Genomic DNA, 18,507 nt, shown 5'->3' with positions numbered 1-18,507 from the left:
GTGCCCGGTCCGAAGCCATGACAGGCCCCGGACCGGGCGTCGGAGCACTACGGCGTGGTGGCCTTCACCAGCTCCGGTTCGGTGACCCGGACCGGTTCCGTGCCGACCGCGCTGTGCCGCTCGGCCCAGTTCTCCAGGGCCGTACGGCACGCGTGGTCCAGGTGGTGCAGACCGGAGAGGTCCAGCTCCACGGGCCGGTCCTGGGGCAGCGACTCCAGGCTGTCGAGGATCTTCGGCAGCCGCAGGAAGGTCGCGTTGCCCGACAGGTGCGCCTGGATCGGGCCCGCGCCCTTGTCGACGATCTCCAGCTTGAGGTGCGAGGCCTCCCACGCGGTCTTGACGACCGACAGGGCCAGACCGATCAGCACGCCCTCGAACATGTTCACCGCGACGATGGAGACGGCCGTGGCCACCAGGATCAGCGCCTCGCCGCGGTGGCCGCGCCACAGCGACACGATGCTCCGGAAGGGGATCAGCTTGAAGCCCGCGTGGACCAGGATGCCGGCGAGCGCGGGCAGCGGGATCAGCGCCAGCGTCGAGGGCAGCAGAGCCGCGAACAGCAGCAGCCACACGCCGTGCATGACCCGGGACGCCTTGGTCTTCGCGCCCGCCTGGACGTTGGCGGAGCTGCGCACGATGACCGCGGTCATGGGCAGGGCGCCGAGCGCGCCGCACAGCGTGTTGCCCGCGCCCTGGGCCATGAGTTCCTTGTCGTACTCGGTGCGCGGGCCGTCGTGCAGACGGTCCACCGCCGCGGCGCTGAACAGGCTCTCGGCGGAGGCGATCAGGGTGAAGGCGATGATCGTGCCGAAGATGGCGGGGTTGGCCAGCTCGCCGAAGGCGTCCGTGCCGGGCGGCTGGATGGAGTCCAGCAGGCCGTTCACCTCGACGGTGGCTATCGACAGGCCGAAGACCTGGGTGACCAGGGTGGCCAGCAGGACCGCGGCGAGAGCGCCGGGCACGGTCTGCGCCTTCTTGGGCAGCTTCTTCCACAGCACGAGCACCGCGACGGTGCCCGCGCCGACGGCGAGCGAGGCAAGCGCCGTGCTGCTGCCGAGCGCGTCGAGGGCGGCACCGGGCAGCCCCAGGATCTTGTCGACACCCGTGGTCGGTGCCTTCAGGCCGGCCGCCGAGTACAGCTGGCCGGCGATGAGCACGAGGCCGATTCCGGCCAGCATGCCCTCGACGACCGAGACGGATATCGCCCGGAACCAGCGCCCCAGCCTGAGGGCGCCCATGGCGAGCTGGAGCAGTCCGGCGGTCAGCACGATCACACCGAGAGCGGGCAGCCCGAACTCGTCGACCGCCTCGAAGACGAGGACGGTCAGACCGGCGGCCGGCCCGGAGACCTGGAGGCTGCTGCCCCGCATGAGTCCGGTGACCAGACCGCCGACTATGCCGGTGACGAGGCCGAGTTCGGCCGGGACTCCGGAGGCGACGGCCACGCCCACGCAGAGCGGGAGCGCGACCAGGAAGACGACCAGGGACGCGGCGAAGTCCTGCCGCAGGTGAGGGTATTTGGTCATCATGGCGATCACAGACCCTCGAACGCGTCGGTCTCGCTGCGGTGGACGCGCACCGCGCCCGTGTGCACCTCGTAGTACCAGGCGTGCAGGGTCAGTTGCTCCTCCGCCAGCTTCTTGTCGATGAACGGGTACGACCGCAGGCGCAGCACCTGGGCCAGGACGTGGTTCTGCACGCCCTCGGCCACTTCCGGGTCCTCGGTCGTGCCGGCCGGGCGCGGGGTGGCGTGATTGAGCCAGTCGCGCACGGCCGGAACGGCGTCCAGGTCGTCGCCGCGGACGAGGGCGCCGACGGCGCCGCAGTGCGAGTGCCCGCAGACCACGATGTCGCGGACGCCCAGCACCTCCACGGCGTACTCGATGGTGGCCGCCTCGCTGGTGGGGTGCTCCGAGGCGTAGGGGGGAACGATGTTGCCCGCGGTGCGCAGCTCGAAGAGCTCGCCGGGGCGGGCGCCCGTGATCAGGGCCGGGACGACCCTGGAGTCCGAGCAGGTGATGAACAGAACCTGGGGGGACTGGCCTTCGGCCAGCTTGGCGAACTCCTCAGGGCGCTGTCCGAACGTACGGGCGTTGTCGATGAGGGGCTGCATGTGGTGACTCCTCCTGGCGCGCCGTGGGGGCGCGTCGGGTTACCTGGCGCGCCGCAGGGCGCGTCGGCTTACATGACAGGTGGGGGGAACAGAGGTGGGGCACTGCTCTGCTGTCAGCAGCGGAAAACTTGAAGTGCCGCCGGAGCATGGGCTGTCGAGGGTCTCGACAGGGGGAACTCGCCTGCTGCGACCCGCTCGGGCGCGGCCGCCGGCTCCTGCGCCGGCAAGGAGCGCTCGGGCCCCTCCGGGGCGAAGTCGACGGCGCGGTGCCGGTCGCGGGTGCGCAGGGGGCCGGTCGGGCCCCCTATGTGGTTGCAGTGGCGCTTGCCGGAGGCTTCGGCGCGTGATGCCTTGCCGGAGAGCTTGGTTCCGGTCTGAGCTTTGGCCTCAGCCTGACGGCCTGTGTGCGCGGTTGCGAATCCCTCGGTGGATCCGAAGAAGGGGAGCGCCAGAAGAACGGCGGAGACGACCGCTACCACGGTCCGTACCCTCGCACCTCGGAACACGCGTCCCCCTCTCGGCAGTTCACACTTCTAGTCCAGACCAACCATTGGTCAACGGCTGGTCAAGAAACACCTTAACTCGGCAAAGTCGTTTGCAGGGTTAACTTAACGTTTCCGGCTGAAGAGAGGCTGAAGCCTGCGGGGTCGCTGACGCGAACTGGCCCTTGACGTGCGAGGTTTCGCTGTGATTAAGCGACGAGACCCTTCGCGTCGCGCGCCAGCGCGGTCAGCCGGGATATCGCGCGGAAGTACTTCTTGCGGTAGCCGCCGTTCAGCATCTCCTCGCTGAACAGCCGGTCGAAGGGCAGCCCGGAGGTCAGCACCGGGACCTCGCGGTCGTAGAGCCGGTCCGCGAGCACCACGAGCCGCAGCGCCGTCGACTGGTCCGGTACCGGCTGCACGTCGGTGAGACAGACCGCCTTGAGGCCGTCGGTCAGGGCGCCGTACCGGCTGGGGTGGACCTTGGCGAGGTGCGCCAGCAGACTCGGGAAGTCGTCGAGCGAGGCGCCCTCGGTGGCGTACGCCGCCCTGGTGACCTCCTCCTCGGTGAACGGCGCCGGAGCCTTTGGCAGTCCGCGGTGGCGGTAGTCCTCGCCGTCGATGCGCAGCGGGCGGAAGTGTGCCGCCAGGCCCTGGATCTCGCGCAGGAAGTCGACGGCCGCGAACCGGCCCTCGCCGAGCTTGCCCGGCAGGGTGTTGGAGGTGGCGGCGAGCGCCACGCCCGCGTCGACCAGCTTGCCGAGCAGGGTGGAGACCAGGACGGTGTCGCCCGGGTCGTCCAGCTCGAACTCGTCGATGCACAGCAGACGGTGGCCCGAGAGTGTCTGCACCGTCTTCTGGAAGCCGAGGGCGCCGACCAGGTTGGTCAGCTCGACGAAGGTGCCGAAGGCCTTGAGGGAGGGTTCGGCGGGGGTGGCGTGCCAGAGGGAGGCCAGCAGGTGGGTCTTGCCGACGCCGTAGCCGCCGTCGAGGTAGACGCCGCGGGGGCCCGCCGGGGGCTTCGGGGTCCGGGGCCTGCCGAGTCCGAGGAAGCCGCGCTTGCCGCCGCCGACCGCGTGCGCGCCGCCGAGGCCCGCCGCGAAGCCCTCCAGGACCCGGACGGCCTCGGTCTGGCTGGGCTGGTCCGGGTCCGGGATGTAGGTGTTGAAACGCACCGAGTCGAACCGCGGCGGCGGCACCATCTCGGCGACCAGCCGGTCCGCGGGGACGTGCGGCTCACGGTCGCACAGGGACGGCGGGGCGGTGTCGGTCATCGAACCGGACCCGGACGCGGCGGGGGAAGTAGACACGGTTCACCATGCTAAGCGCCGTGCCACACTGCACGACATGCGACGCCTGTTCCCTGTGACCGACGAGACAGCGATCCGGAGCCAGGAAGGGGAGGCTGGCCACGACTGGAGCCTCGCCGAGCTGGCCGCCGCCTACGCGTACCCCGAGCTCGGGCCCGGCCCCGGGACCCCCGAGGTGTGGCTGCGCGCCAACATGGTCTCCACGCTGGACGGGGCCGCCCAGCACGACGGCCGGTCGCACCCCATCTCGACCGCCACCGACATGCGGATCTTCGGGACGCTGCGAGCGCTGGCGGACGTGGTGATCGCCGGTGCGGAAACGGTCCGGCAGGAGGGCTACCGGCCCGCACGCGTGCGTGACGAGTTCGCCGGGTTGCGGGAGGCGGCCGGACAGGGCCCTGTCCCGGCGCTCGCGGTGGTCACCGCGAGCCTGGACCTGGATTTCTCGCTGCCGCTGTACACCTCGCCCCTGGTGCCCACGCTGATCCTCACGGGCGCCGCGGCGGCCCCGGACCGGATCGCCGCGGCCGAGAAGGCGGGCGCGCGGGTGGTGATCGCCGGGGACGGGGTCGGGGTGGACCCCGCGCGGGCCGTACAGGCGCTCGCCGAGCTCGGGCACACCCGGCTGCTGACCGAGGGCGGCCCCCGGCTGCTCGGTCAGCTGGTGGCCGCCGGGGTGCTCGACGAGCTCTGTCTGACCCTGTCCCCGATGCTCACCGCGGGGGACGCGCAGCGGATCGCCGGGGGGCCGTCGGTGGCGGTCCCGGCACGGTTCGTACTGGACTCCCTGCTGGAGGAGGACGGATTCCTCTTCAGCAGGTATCGCAGGCACTGATCGCCCGGCTGCGGGTTCGGTCGGTGCCGTTGAGGCCGACATCGACGGAATCTGTCGTTCCGGTCAGCTTCCGGCGGGCACACTGAATCCGGCGGTACCCGTGCGATCACGGGGCAGGATGGTTTCCGCAGCGAGCAGAGAAGGGGACGCCCGGTGTTCACCAGCGTTTTGATGATCGAGAAGGCCCTGACGTCCGCCGACGTGGAGTTCGTCACCACTTTGCACGGTGACGAGTCGGTCGCGTTCCATGTGCTGCTCCAGCCGCGGGGGGATCAGGCCGACCGGCTGCTGCGGGCCATCGACGACGTGGCGCTGGGCGAGCTGGACGAGGCCGTACGGGAGCGGGAGACGCCCGAGGGCGAGGCCGCGAAGGGCGTCGGGGAGCGGGCCCTGGAGGTGTCCCTGCAGGCACTCAGAGCCTCCGGGAGCGAGGCGGAGGGGCGGCTCATCGAGAACCACCCTCTGGACGCGCTGAAGGCCCTGGTCGGCGAGATCGGCGCGGACGAGGTGATCGTGCTGACGGACCCCCACTACGTGGAGGAGTTCTTCCACCGGGACTGGGCGTCCCGGGCCCGTCACAAGGTGGGCGTACCGGTGCTGAAGCTGTTCTCGCACAGCAAGGCGTAGCGCAGCCGCCGGGCCGGACCGTAGGCGCCGTGGGCTGCCGGCAGTCGTCGGCCGCGGGCCCGGTGGCCGACCGCACCCGTCCGGCAGAGCCGTGTCCCGACCACGGTCACGCGGCCCTCGGGCCGGGCACGCCCTCGTACGCAATAGGCTGAGGACTCACCGTCGTACCGCATCTGGGGAGAACACGCATGGCACCCGGCCTTCCTACCGCCATGGACCGACCGCACTTCATCGGGATCGGTGGGGCCGGGATGTCGGGGATCGCGAAGATCCTCGCGCAGCGCGGGGCGAAGGTGGCCGGCAGTGACGCCAAGGAGTCCGCGACCGCGGACGCCCTGCGCGCGCTCGGCGCGACCGTGCACATCGGGCACGCGGCCGAGCACCTGGCCTCCGACGCCACCTGTGTCGTCGTGTCGTCGGCGATCCGGGCCGACAACCCGGAGCTGGCGCGGGCGGCCGAGCTCGGCATCCCGGTCGTGCACCGGTCCGACGCCCTCGCCTCGCTGATGGACGGCCTGCGGCCGATCGCGGTCGCGGGCACGCACGGCAAGACGACCACGACCTCGATGCTCGCGGTCTCCCTGTCCGAGCTGGGCCTGAAGCCCTCGTACGCGATCGGCGGCGACCTGGACGCCCCCGGCTCCAACGCCCTGCACGGCGAGGGCGAGATCTTCGTCGCCGAGGCGGACGAATCGGACCGCAGCTTCCACAAGTACGCCCCCGAGGTCGCGATCATCCTCAACGTCGAGCTCGACCACCACGCCAACTACGCGTCGATGGACGAGATCTACGAGTCCTTCGAGACGTTCGTGGGCCGTATCGCCGGGGGCGGCACGCTGATCGTCAACGCGGACCACGAGGGCGCCCGGGAGCTGACCCGGCGGGTCACGGCCAGTGGCGTGCGCGTGGTGACGTACGGCGACGCCGAGGACGCCGACGTGCGCGTGCTGTCGGTCGTTGCGCAGGGCCTCAAGAGCGAGGTCACCGTGGAGCTGGACGGTTCGCCGCTCACCTTCACCGTGTCCGTCCCCGGCCGCCACTACGCGCACAACGCGGTGGCCGCCCTGGCCGCGGGCGTGGCGCTCGGGGTCCCCGCCGCCGAGCTGGCGCCGGCGCTCGCCGCGTACACCGGAGTCAAGCGGCGCCTCCAGCTCAAGGGCGAGGCGGCCGGGGTGCAGGTCATCGACTCCTACGCCCACCACCCCACCGAGATGACGGCGGACCTGGAGGCCATGCGCGCGGCCGCCGGTGACGCCCGCATCCTGGTCGTCTTCCAGCCCCATCTGTTCTCGCGGACGCAGGAGCTCGGCAAGGAGATGGGCGACGCCCTCGCGCTCGCGGACGGCTCGCTGGTCCTGGACATCTACCCGGCCCGCGAGGACCCGATCCCCGGTGTGACGAGTGAGCTGATCATCGGGGCGGCGCGGGCCGCGGGCGCGGACGTGACGCCGGTCCACGACAAGGCGGACGTGCCGGAGGTGGTCGCGGGAATGGCGAAGGCCGGTGATCTCGTTCTCACCATGGGCGCGGGCGATGTCACCGACCTCGGCCCGCTGATCCTGGACCGTCTCGCGAAGTAAGGGGCTGAGAGTCATGTCGTACGACGTCGACAAGCCGGACGAGCAGTGGCGTGCGGAGCTGACCCCGGCCGAGTACGCCGTACTCCGCCAGGCCGGCACGGAACCCGCCTTCACCGGTGAGTACACCGACACCAAGACCACCGGCGTGTACTCCTGTCGCGCCTGTGGTGCCGAACTGTTCACCTCGACCACGAAGTTCGAGTCCCACTGCGGCTGGCCGTCCTTCTACGACCCCAAGGACACCGACGCCGTCGAACTGATCCAGGACCGCTCGCACGGGATGGTGCGGACGGAGGTGCGCTGCGCCCGCTGCGGCTCGCACCTCGGGCACGTGTTCGAGGGCGAGGGGTATCCGACGCCCACCGACCAGCGGTACTGCATCAACAGCATCTCGTTGCGCTTGACGGCGGACGAGGGCTGACGCTCAGCGGTCGCGGCCCGGGTGGTTCACTCGCTCCGGCCGCATGACCGGATCCTGGTCCCGTCGAGAGGTGGGAGTACGGGGGCCGGGTGGGCAGAGTTCGGTGGCTGGTTCCGCCAACTCCGCTCGCCCGGCCCCCATTTGCGATGCGGTGTCGGGCGCGCGGGCGGGATACGGTGCGGATTCGGTGATCCAGAAGGAGGCCCGATGCGCGTCGGGACAGTGTCGGCGGTCCGGCCCGTGGCGGAGTTGCTGGTCGGGAACTCCTCGCGGCACGGCGGGAAGCTCGCGTTCGCCGACGACCGGCGGGCCGTGAACTGGGCCGAACTGGAGCTCAGGACACGGCGGTTGGCGGGTGCGCTCGGGGTGCGGCGCGGGGCCAGGGTGGCGTTCTGTCTCGACAACAGCGTGGAACTGGTCGAGGGGTTGCTCGCCACGGTCCGGGCCGCCGCCGTCGGGGTGCCGTTGAGTCCGCGGGGCACCCATGCCGAGCTCGCGGCGCTGCTCGCCGACTGCGATCCGGACGTACTCGTCGTCGACCGAAGGCAGTTGACGCGGATCGCCAGTGTGGTCGGGGACCGGTCACCGCGACTGGTGGTGACCGGGGACGGCCTGGTGCCGGAGGGAGTCGCGCACTTCGACGACCTGGTGGCGGACGGCCTTTCAACCGAGCCCCGCGACGACCTCGGTCTGGACGAGCCCGCCTGGCTGCTCTACACCTCCGGCACCTCGGGCACCCCCAGGGCCGCCGTCGCCAGTCAGCGCTCCGCGCTCTGGTCGCCGGTCGCCTGCTACGTGCCCCGGCTGGGACTCTCGGCGGACGACCGGCTGCTGTGGCCGTTGCCGCTCGCGCACACCTACGCCCACTCGCTCTGTGTACTCGGTACGACCGTGGCGGGCGGCAGCGCGCGGATCACCGCGGTGCGGGAACCGGCCGCGCTGGTACGGCTGATCGAGGAGTTCACGCCGACGGTTCTGGGCGGAGTGCCGCTCACCTACCAGCAGTTGCTCGACGCCGGACTCGGCGAGGTGCCCTCGCTGCGGGTCTGCGTCACCGCCGGCGCACCCAGTGATCCGGAGCTGCGGGAGCGGGTCGAGGGGCGGTTCGGGGCGCCGTTGCTCGACGGGTACGGCAGCACCGAGACCTGCGGCAAGATCGCGATGGAGTCCCTGACCGGGCCGCGGGTGCGGGGCAGCAGCGGGGCCGTGCTGCCCGGCATGGAGGTGCGGCTCGTCGATCCCGGGACCGGGGCGGAGGTCGTGGGCGCCGAGGGGGAGATCTGGGTGCGCGGACCCGGCCTCATGCTCGGTCACCACGACGGGGCGGGGGCGGACGGCGACGGCTGGTACCGCACCGGCGACCTGGGGCGGCTGGGCGAGCACGGGTACCTCACCGTCACCGGGCGCGTGAACGACCGGATCGTCCGGGGCGGGGAGAACGTCGACCCCGTCGAGGTCGAGCAGGTGCTGTGCGGGCTGCCCGGAGTGCTGGACGCGGCCGTGGTGGCGCGGCCGCATCCGCTGCTCGGCGAGGTCCCGGTCGCGTTCGTCGTACCGACGGAACGGGGCCTCGACACGAGCGCACTGCTGCGGGCCTGCGCCGAGGTGCTCTCCGCGCACAAGGTGCCCGAGGACGTCCTGTTCACCCCGGCCATCCCCCGCACCGCGGCCGGCAAGCCACGACGGGCGGTCCTTCGCGAGGGCCTCGCCGCACGCCCCTCCGAGGAGGCGCTCGCGGGCCTCGCGGACCGGACCCCGGCGGAGCGGCGGGCGGTGCTGACCGAGCTGGTGTGCGCGGAGACGGCGACGATCGGTGGCGCCGCCGACGGGGCTGCGACGGCCGCCGGCCCGACGGCGGAGGCACCGGCTGCCCGGGCCCCGGGGCTGGGGCGGGGCGTTGCGGGGCGCGTCATGGGGAGGCAGGCGGCGGTCGATCGTGAGCAGGCCGTGGGCCGTGACCGGTCCGTCGGCCGTGAAGCTGCCGTCCGGCCCGAGGCGCCCGTCACCGACGCCGCGGCGATCGACCCGCACACCGCCTTCGCCGACCTCGGTCTCAGCTCCATGGGTGCGATGACCCTGTGGCACCGGCTCGGCCTCCGTACCGGACTGCGGCTGCCCGCCACCCTGGTCTGGGACCACCCGACCCCCGCGGCGGTCGCCGCACACCTGGACGAGCGGCTGTACGGCAGTGCCCGCGAGACGGCACAACCGACCCGCGGCCCCGCAGCCGAGCCGATCGCGATCGTGGCCGTGGGCTGCCGTTACCCGGGCGGGGTGCGCTCCCCGGAGGACCTCTGGCGGCTGGTGTCCGACGGGGTGGACGCCACCGGGGAGTTCCCGGCCGACCGGGGCTGGGACGTCGACGCCCTGTACCACCCCGACCCCGACCGGCTCGGGACGACGTACACCCGACGTGGCGGCTTCCTCACCGACGCGGCCGACTTCGACCCGCTGTTCTTCGGCATCTCGCCGCGCGAGGCCACGGCCACCGACCCGCAGCACCGGCTGCTGCTCGAAGTCGCCTGGGAGACGCTGGAGCGCGCGGGCATCCCCGCGCCCGCGCTGCGCGGCAGCGCCACCGGCGTCTACGTCGGTCTGATGCACGGCGGGTACGGCGGCGGGGCCTCGGCGCACGCGCTGGAGGCGCACCTCGGTGCCGGGTCGTCCGGCAGCGTGGCCTCCGGGCGGATCTCCTACGTGCTGGGCCTGCGCGGCCCGGCCCTGACCGTCGACACGGCCTGCTCGTCCTCCCTGGTCGCCATGGACCTCGCCGCCGCGGCACTGCGCGCGGGCGAGTGCACCCTCGCACTGGCCGGCGGGGTGACCGTACTGGCCAGTCCGAAGCCGTTCGTGGTGTTCAGCCGTCAGCGGGGGCTGGCGGCGGACGGCCGTTGCCGGTCCTTCGCGGACGGCGCCGACGGCACCGCGTGGGCCGAGGGAGTCGGCCTGGTGCTGCTGGAGAAGCTGTCGGACGCCCGGCGCAACGGCCATCCGGTCCTGGCCGTCCTGCGCGGCTCGGCCGTGAACCAGGACGGCGCCTCCAACGGCCTCACCGCCCCCAACGGCGAGGCCCAACGGGAGCTGATCCGACTCGCGCTGGCCGATGCCGGGCTGAACACGGACGACGTCGACGTCGTCGAGGGCCACGGCACCGGGACCGCGCTCGGCGACCCCATCGAGGCGGGCGCCCTGCTGGCCACGTACGGCCAGAGCCGCGGGCCCGACGACCCGGTGTGGCTCGGCTCGGTCAAGTCGAACTTCGGGCACACCCAGGCCGCCGCCGGGGTCGCCGGCGTCATCAAGATGATCGAGGCGATGCGCCACGGCGAACTGCCCAGGTCGCTGTACGCGGAGCAGCCGTCGCGCCACGTCGACTGGTCCGACGGGGCGGTACGGCTGCTGGACCGGGCCCGGTCCTGGCCGGAACGCGACCGGCCGCGCCGGGCGGCGGTCTCGTCGTTCGGGATCGGCGGGACCAACGCGCACGTGATCATCGAGGAGCCGGCGGAAGCCGAGGACGAGCCCCGGGACGCCCGCTCGGGCCCGCACGCCGTCACGCCCTGGCTCGTCGGCGGCAGCGACGAGGCCGGACTTCGCGCCCACGCACGGGAGTTGGCGACCGCGCTCGCCGACATCGAGGGGGAAACGGCCGCCCTGGATGTCGCGTACTCGCTCGCGACCACCCGCGCCCCGCTCCAGCGCCGCGCCGCCGTACTGGCCACCGGCACCGACGGACTCCTCGCCGGGCTTCGGGAGTTGGCCGAAGGAGCGGACAGCCCCGCCCTGCGCCAGGGCACCGCGCGCGGCACCTTCAAGGTGGCGCTGCTCTGCGCGGGCCAGGGCGCCCAGCGGACCGGCATGGGCAGTGAACTGGCGGCCGCCTTCCCTGTGTTCGCCGACGCCTTCGACGAACTGTGCGACGCCTTCACCCCGTTGCTCGACCGGCCTCTCCGAGAGGTGATCGACGACCCCGACAGCGACCTCCTGCACCGCACCGACTACGCCCAACCCGCCCTGTTCGCCTACGAGGTCGCCCTTCACACCCTCCTCGCCGACTGCGGCGTACGGCCGGACCACCTGGTCGGCCACTCGATCGGCGAGCTGGCCGCCGCGCACATCGCGGGCGTGTTCTCCCGGGCCGACGCGGTACGGCTGGTGGCCGCGCGGGGCCGCCTCATGGCCCAACTGCCCGCAGGCGGGGCGATGGTGGCCGTACGGGCGCCGCTGGCGGACGTGGTGAAGCGGCTCGACGAGGTGCCCGGTGCCCGGGTCGCCGTCGCGGCGGTCAACGGACCCGAGTCCGTGGTGCTGTCCGGCGACGAGGAGGCCGTGTCCGCTCTGGCCGACCGACTGGGGCGTTCCGCAACGCGGTTGAAGGTCAGCCACGCCTTCCACTCGCCGCTGCTCGACCCGATGCTGGACGCGTTCCGGGAGGTCGCCGAGTCGGTCACCTACCACCGGCCGTCCGTACCGGTGGTGTCGACGCTGACCGGCCGCCCGGAGCCGGACGCGATCCGGACCGCCGAGTACTGGGTACGGCAGGCGCGGGAGACCGTGCGGTTCGCCGACGCGGTGGAGTGGCTGGCGCGGACGGGTGTGACGGCGTACGTGGAGGCCGGGCCGTCGGCGGCGCTGAGCACGGCGGCCGAGGAGTGCGTCGAGCCGGACTCCGGAGCCCTGTTCACGTCCGGTGCCGAGATGGCCGTCGCCCTGGCCGAGCTGCACGTCCACGGGGTGCCGGTGGACTGGCGGTCCGTGTACGCCGGAACCGGTGCCCGACGGCGGCCGTTGCCGACGTACCCCTTCCAGCGGCAGCGCTACTGGCTCGACGTCCGGGACCACGGCGGCGGTGAGGATCGCAAGCTGGTCGGTGAGGCGCAGCCGGACGCCGACGGGCCCGGCACCCGGCACAGCGGTGTGTTGTCCACCGCGCGGCAGCCCTGGCTCGCGGACCATGTGATCGGCGACCGGGTGCTGGTGCCCGCGACGGTCTTCGCCGAGCTGGCCTTCCGGGCGGCGGGGACAGCGGTGGAGGAGGGGCCGCTACGGCTGTCCGAGCTGGTCTTCCACGAGCCGCTGGTGCTTGCCGCGTCGGACCAGGTGCGGATCCAGGTGGTCGCGGACGCCCCGGACCGGGAGGGCGGCCGTCCGGTCACCGTGTGGGCGCGAACGGACGGGACATGGACCCGCCATGCCGGTGCGTCGGTCGCCCCGGTCGGAGCGCCTCCCGCGGCTGCTCGGGACATGCCATGGCCGCCCGCTGGCGCCGAGGAGCTCGCCGTCGACTATCAGCGGCTCGCCGCGTACGGGCACCACTACGGGCCCGCCTTCCGCGCGGTCACCAGGCTCTGGCGGCGCGGCGCGGAGACGTTCGCCGAGGTGGCGCTGCGGCCGCAGGAGGCGGCGGACGCCGGCTCGTACACCCTGCATCCCGCGCTGTTCGACGCCGCCCTGCACGCCGCGCTGCTGGCCGAGGGACCGGGCGAGGCGCGGGTCCCGCTCGCCTGTACCGGCGTGACCGTGCACGCGAGCGGCGCCACCGCCGCGAGGGTACGTCTGGAGCGACTCGGGGCCGACGAGGTACGGGTGACGCTGACCGGCGTGGACGGGCGGCCGCTGGCCACCGTCGAGTCCCTGGTCACCCGGGTGATGAAGGTGCGGCCCACCGAGCTGTACAAGGTGGCCTGGCGGCCCGCCGCGGAGGCCGGGCACGCCGGCACCGAGCACGCACTGCTCGATGCGGCAGACCTGTCGCCCCAGCCGTCCGTGGACATGCCGGACCGGGCCCGAGACCTCGTCACGGCCGTCCTCGCCCGGGTACGTGACTGGGTCGCCGACAGCCGTCCGGGCCGGCTGCTGGTGCTCACCCACCACGCCACCGGTGACGACCCGGACCCGGCGCAGGCCGCGGTGGCCGGGCTCCTGCGCAGCGCCCAGTCCGAGCACCCCGGCCGTATCGTGCAGGTCGACCTCCGCGGCGGCACCGTCACGCCGACGGCACTGGACGCGGCCCTGCGCACCGGCGAGCCCCAACTCGCCCTGCACGACGGCACGGTTCTCGTGCCCAGGCTGGTCACCACAGGCCCCGCGAGCCAGGCTCCACCCGCCCTCGACCCCGACGGCACCGTGCTGATCACCGGTGGCACGGGAGCGCTCGGCGCGAGCCTCGCCCGGTACCTCGTGGCCGAACACGGCGTCCGGCACCTGCTGTTGGCGAGCCGCAGCGGCCGTAGCCCTGACTGGGTCGCCGAACTCGCCGCCGACGTACGGGTGGTGGCGTGTGACGTGAGCGACCGGAAAGCCGTCGACGCCCTGGTCGACTCCTGCGAGCCGCCCCTGACCGGCGTGTTCCATCTCGCCGGGGTGGTGTCCGACGGCGTGGTGGACGGCATGACGCCCGAGCGGGTGGCCGAAGTGCTGGCGCCCAAGGCGGACGCCGCCTGGCATCTGCACGAGGCGACCGCGAACCTGGGGCTGTCCGCGTTCGTGCTGTACTCCTCGGCCGCCGGAGTGCTGGGCAGGCCGGGACAGTCCAACTACGCGGCCGCCAACGGATTTCTCGACGCGCTCGCCGAGCACCGGGCCGCCCGCGGGCTGCCCGCCCGGTCCCTCGCCTGGGGCCCGTGGACCACCGCCCACGACGACGGCATGGCGGGCCGGGTCGCACCGAACCTGCTGACCGAGGACGGAGTGCCCGCGATCACCGAGCAGGAGGGCCTCGAACTGCTGGACTCCGCGCTGCGCACGGCGGCACCGGTGCTGGTGCCCGTCCCGTTCGCCCGCGCCACGCAGAGCGGCTCGCCCCTGCCGTTGCTCGCCGACCTGTTCCCGCCCCGCCCGGCCCCGGTCGCCGTGTCACCGGCGGCCGACCAGGCTCCCGGCGCCTGGCGCAAGAAGCTCGCCGCGACTCCCGAGACCGACCGCGAGGCAGTACTGGCCGGTCTGCTCCGCGCCGAACTGGCAGCGGTGCTCGGCTTCCCCGACGCGGACGCGTTCCCCGCCGACCGGGAGTTCGGACAGCTCGGCTTCGACTCACTGACGGCCCTTCAGTTCCGCAACCGGCTCAGCGCGTTCACCCGGGTGCGGCTGGCGCCGACGGTGGTCCTCGAACACCCGACGCTGGAGGGGCTGTCGGCGCACCTCCTCGCCGCGTTGGGGGAGGCGGGCGCGCTGCCGGAACAGGCGGACACCCGGGTGACGGAGACAGCGGCCCAAGGCCACTCGTCCGCCTACCGGTTCAGCACCCTCTACCACCGCGTCCTGCGCGAGCAGGGCCCACTGGAAGCGATGACCCTGCGGTACGTCGCCTCGTACGCCCTGCCGTCCTTCACCCGAGCCGACCGCGCCCGGCACGCCGTCGGACCCGTCCGGCTCGCCCGAGGCGGCAGCAGCGGAAAGGCCGCGGCGCTCGCCTACCTCCCCGACTACCTCGCGCCCTTCCACCGGGTCCCGACCGGACTGGCCGGACAGTTCGACGGGGAACGGGATCTGTACCTCCTTGAGCACCCCGGATTCGGCGCCCGCAGAGCGGTCCCGGACTCGATGGAGACGCTGGCGCGGGCGCACGCCGACGCGGTGCGCGAGCTCGCCCGGGGCGGCCCCGTCGTCCTGGTCGGCTACTGCGCCGGTGGTGTGATCGCCCACGAGGTGGCGCGCCAGCTGGCGACCGCCGGAGAGCCGCCGGCCGGTGTCGTGCTGGTCGACTCCCACGCGGGCGTCCTCCAGCGTGGAGACGCACGCGCACTCGCCCTGATGGCGGCCGGTGCCGCCCTGCCGGAGGACGTGGTCGAGGAGTTCGACGACTCGTTGCTGATCGCGGGCGGTGGCTATGCGCGCGTTCTCGAGGGATGGCACCCCGAGCCCGTCCCCGGGTCCCCGCCCGTGCCGACGCTGCTGGTGCGCGGCCGCCCGACCGCCGAGATGCGGCGGACCGACCCCGACGGGGAATGGCTGCCGCACTGGCCGCTGCCCCACGACACCGCCGACGTCCCCGGCGACCACTACTCCGTCGTCCACCAGGACGCCCACTCCACGGCAGCGGCGATCCGCGCCTGGCTGACCGACTGACCGTCCCACAAACGAAGGGGGAGTGCCCCGATGGACCCCGAGTACGACCTGATCGTCGTCGGTGGCGGACCGGCCGGATCGACCGCGGCGGCCGCCGTCGCGAAGCGCGGACACCGGGTGCTGCTGCTGGAGCGGGAGACCTTCCCGAGGTACCAGATCGGCGAGTCGCTGCTGCCCGCGACCGTGCACGGCCTGTGCGGCATCCTCGGTGCCGCCGACGAGGTCGCCGCGGCAGGGTTCACCCTCAAACGCGGCGGCACGCTGCGCTGGGGCCGCGACCCGAAGCCGTGGCAGTTCTCCTTCGCCATGACGCCCCGGCTGCCCGAACCCACGGCGACCGCCTTCCAGGTGGAGCGCTCCCGGTTCGACGAGATCCTGCTGCGCAACGCCGCCCGCGTCGGCGCCGAGGTGCGCGAGGGCAGTCCGGTGCGCCGGATCGTCGCCGACGGCGAGCGGGTGCGCGGCGTCGAGTACACCGACCGGGACGGCAACGCCCGTACCGCATACGGCCGTCATGTCATCGACGCGTCCGGCAACACCAGCCGGGTCCACTCCGGGGTGGGCGGGACGCGCGTCTACTCCGACTTCTTCCGCAACCTCGCCGTGTTCGGGTACTTCGCGGGCGGACGCCGGCTCCCCGAGCCGAACCGGGGCAACATCTTCTGCGCCGCGTTCGACGCCGGGTGGCTCTGGTACATCCCGCTGCGTGACGACCTGACCAGCGTCGGCGCCGTGATCTCGCCCGAGCACCACCCGGCCGTCCAGCGGGATCCGCGCGCCGCCTGGCAGGACATGATCGCGGCCTGCCCGGAGGTCGCCGAGCTGCTGGACGGCGTGCCGGCCGCGACCGAGCCGCCGTACGACCGGGTGCGGGTGCGCAAGGACTGGTCGTACTGGAGGACGTCCTTCTGGACGCCTGGCATGGCGCTCGTCGGCGACGCCGCCTGCTTCGTGGACCCGGTGCTGTCCTCCGGGGTCCATCTGGCCACCTACGGCGCCCTGCTGGCGGCCCGCGCGGTCAACTCCGCGCTGGACGGCAGTGTGCCCGAGGAGCGCGGCTTCGCCGAGTTCGAGGCCCGCTACCGGCACGAGTACGGGGTGTTCTACGAGTTCCTGATCGCCTTCTACGACATGGAGCGCAACGACGAGTCGTACTTCTGGTCCGCGAAGAAGGTCACGAAGGTCGACAGCACCGAGGTGGCGGCCTTCGCCGAACTGGCCGGCGGACTGGTCTCGGGTGACACGGCGGTGCTGGGGCCGGAGCGGTTCGGGGACCAGTGGAGTGCGGCCGCGTCCGAACTGGAGGGCGCGGTCGGCCGGTTGGCGACCGCGGGCGACCGGACCAATCCGCTGCTGTCCACGCGGGTCGTCGGCGAGACCTTCCGGACCGGCAACGACCTCCAGGAGCAGGCGCTGTACGGCGGCCCCCTGGACGACACCGCGCCCGCCCCGTCCGGCCACCTCGTCGCCTCCGCCGACGGGCTGGGCTGGGAGAGGGCGGGATGAATGACCGAACCATTGGTATGTTGACTTTCGGCTGAGTCAGCCAGAGGATTCCAGGGGTGACCCACACCGAGCGCCCGTCTGCCCGCACCGCCCTCCCCGTCGACCTCGACGAGGCCGCCCACCGCTGTCTCGTCGCCGGGTTCGAAGGCACCACGGCCGTCCCCGACACCCTGAAGCGGCTCATCGACCGCGGTCTCGGCGGGGTCATCCTGTTCACCCGCAACGTGCGCGACGCCGAACAGGTGCGCCGGCTCACCGACACCCTGCGCGCCCTGCGCCCCGACCTGCTCGTCGCCATCGACAACGAGGGCGGCGGCATCGGGCACCTGGTCGCCGCGGGCGCCCCGGAGGTCCCCGGCTCCTACGCCCTCGGCGTCGTCGACGACCCGGACCTCACCGCCCGCTGCGCCGACGCCCTCGCCGGTCACCTGGCCACCCTCGGCATCACCGCCTCCTACGCCCCCGTCGCCGACGTCCAGCGGCAGGCCGACAACCCGATCGTGCGCACGCGTGCCTTCGGCGAGGAGACCGCGCTGGTCTCCCGGCACCTCGGCGCCTGGATCGCGGCCACCGAGGCGCGGGGCATCGCGTCCTGTGCCAAGCACTTCCCCGGGCACGGGGGCACGCTCACCGACAGCCACCACGAACTCGCCGTCGACCCGCGGCCGTACGACGAACTCGACCTCGACCCCTTCCGGGCCGCGATCGCCGCGGGCGTGCCGATGCTGATGAGCGCGCACGTCGTCTTTCCGGCACTGGACGCCGACCGGCCGGCCACGCTCAGCCGGCGCATCCTCGGGGATCTGCTGCGGCACGAGCTCGGTTTCGACGGGGTGCTGGTCAGCGACGCGCTGGAGATGAAGGCGATCTCCGACCTGTACGGCGAGGCGGCGGGCGCGCGGATCGCTCTCGCCGCCGGGGCGGACCAGGTCATCGTCGCCGTGGCGGATCTCGGGGTCACCCTCGAGTGCCGGGACGCGTTGCTGGAGGCGTTGCGGGACGGGGTGCTGGGGCAGGAGCGGGTGGGCGAGGCCTCCCGGCGGGTTCAGCGGCTCGTCGAGCGGTACGCGACGCCGGCGAGCGAGGTCGCCATATGGGACGCGGGGGCGGGGCTGGAGGCGGCTCGGCGGGCGGTGTGCTCGCAGGCTCTTCCGGCACCCGTGGCCGGCGCGCACGTCGTCGACCTGTTTCCGACGCCGCATCCCGCGTTGAACTGGGGTGGCGAGGATCTGCTGACCGAGGTGCTCGCCGTCGATCCGACGGCCACGGGGACGGCGGTGGCCGGAGAGCCGGTCGACCCTTCCGCGCTCGTCGACGTGGTTCTGGCGGAGGCCCGGAGTGCCCCGTTGGTCGTGGCCACGTGTGATGCGGGCCTGTACCCGTGGCAGGCCCGTGTGCGGGATGAACTGCTGGCCCGCAGGCCGGGGGCAGTGCGGGTCGCCACGGGGTTGGCGGAGGACGGGGCGTTGTGTTCTTACGGGCGGGGCAAGGTCAATCTGCGGGCGGTGGCCGAGGTGCTGGGCGGGGAGCGGTGAGGTGTCTGCGCGTCGGTGCGGGCTGGTCGCG

The 18,507-nt window shown here is 73.1% G+C and carries 10 protein-coding genes; 7 read left to right on the top strand and 3 right to left on the bottom strand.

Going from position 1 to position 18,507, the window contains the following annotated elements; all coding sequences use genetic code 11:
* Positions 1-47 precede the first annotated feature (47 nt).
* The 3 genes from ABZT02_RS04525 to zapE form a co-directional block, all read right to left on the bottom strand.
* The gene (locus tag ABZT02_RS04525; protein WP_356014124.1) at positions 48-1,529 is read right to left on the bottom strand and encodes a SulP family inorganic anion transporter; all 1,482 of its coding nucleotides are present in this window, start codon (positions 1,527-1,529) and stop codon (positions 48-50) included.
* Between the two features lie 5 nt (positions 1,530-1,534).
* Positions 1,535-2,113, bottom strand: coding sequence for a carbonic anhydrase (locus ABZT02_RS04520; protein ID WP_356014122.1), 579 nt, complete (start codon positions 2,111-2,113; stop codon positions 1,535-1,537).
* Between the two features lie 691 nt (positions 2,114-2,804).
* Positions 2,805-3,869: a cell division protein ZapE gene (gene zapE / locus ABZT02_RS04515; protein ID WP_356014586.1), complete on the bottom strand. Its 1,065-nt coding sequence runs from the start codon at positions 3,867-3,869 to the stop codon at positions 2,805-2,807.
* A 73-nt stretch (positions 3,870-3,942) separates the two neighbouring features.
* Between zapE and ABZT02_RS04510 the strand changes: the two genes are divergently transcribed.
* The 7 genes from ABZT02_RS04510 to ABZT02_RS04480 all read left to right on the top strand — a co-directional run bounded on the left by ABZT02_RS04510 (position 3,943) and on the right by ABZT02_RS04480 (position 18,476).
* Complete coding sequence (locus tag ABZT02_RS04510; protein WP_356014120.1) at positions 3,943-4,740, top strand: pyrimidine reductase family protein; 798 nt, start codon at positions 3,943-3,945, stop codon at positions 4,738-4,740.
* A gap of 153 nt (positions 4,741-4,893) precedes the next feature.
* On the top strand, positions 4,894-5,367 hold the full coding sequence (locus tag ABZT02_RS04505) for an indole-3-glycerol phosphate synthase (protein WP_356014118.1): 474 nt from the start codon (positions 4,894-4,896) through the stop codon (positions 5,365-5,367).
* 188 nt (positions 5,368-5,555) lie between these two features.
* A complete protein-coding gene (murC, locus tag ABZT02_RS04500; RefSeq protein WP_356014117.1) occupies positions 5,556-6,947 on the top strand; it encodes a UDP-N-acetylmuramate--L-alanine ligase in 1,392 nt (463 codons plus the stop codon).
* A gap of 13 nt (positions 6,948-6,960) precedes the next feature.
* Entirely contained in the window at positions 6,961-7,368 is a 408-nt protein-coding gene (gene msrB / locus ABZT02_RS04495) for a peptide-methionine (R)-S-oxide reductase MsrB (RefSeq protein WP_356014115.1), read from the top strand.
* A gap of 207 nt (positions 7,369-7,575) precedes the next feature.
* On the top strand, positions 7,576-15,435 hold the full coding sequence (locus ABZT02_RS04490) for a type I polyketide synthase (RefSeq protein ID WP_356014113.1): 7,860 nt from the start codon (positions 7,576-7,578) through the stop codon (positions 15,433-15,435).
* A 30-nt stretch (positions 15,436-15,465) separates the two neighbouring features.
* On the top strand, positions 15,466-16,941 hold the full coding sequence (locus ABZT02_RS04485) for a tryptophan 7-halogenase (protein WP_356014111.1): 1,476 nt from the start codon (positions 15,466-15,468) through the stop codon (positions 16,939-16,941).
* Between the two features lie 56 nt (positions 16,942-16,997).
* The gene (locus ABZT02_RS04480; RefSeq protein ID WP_356014109.1) at positions 16,998-18,476 is read left to right on the top strand and encodes a glycoside hydrolase family 3 N-terminal domain-containing protein; all 1,479 of its coding nucleotides are present in this window, start codon (positions 16,998-17,000) and stop codon (positions 18,474-18,476) included.
* Positions 18,477-18,507: the final 31 nt, after the last annotated feature.

Source organism: Streptomyces sp. NPDC005402 (genome assembly GCF_040606575.1).
In the GTDB taxonomy this organism is placed as follows: domain Bacteria; phylum Actinomycetota; class Actinomycetes; order Streptomycetales; family Streptomycetaceae; genus Streptomyces.
This window is presented reverse-complemented; position numbering and strand designations above follow the sequence as displayed.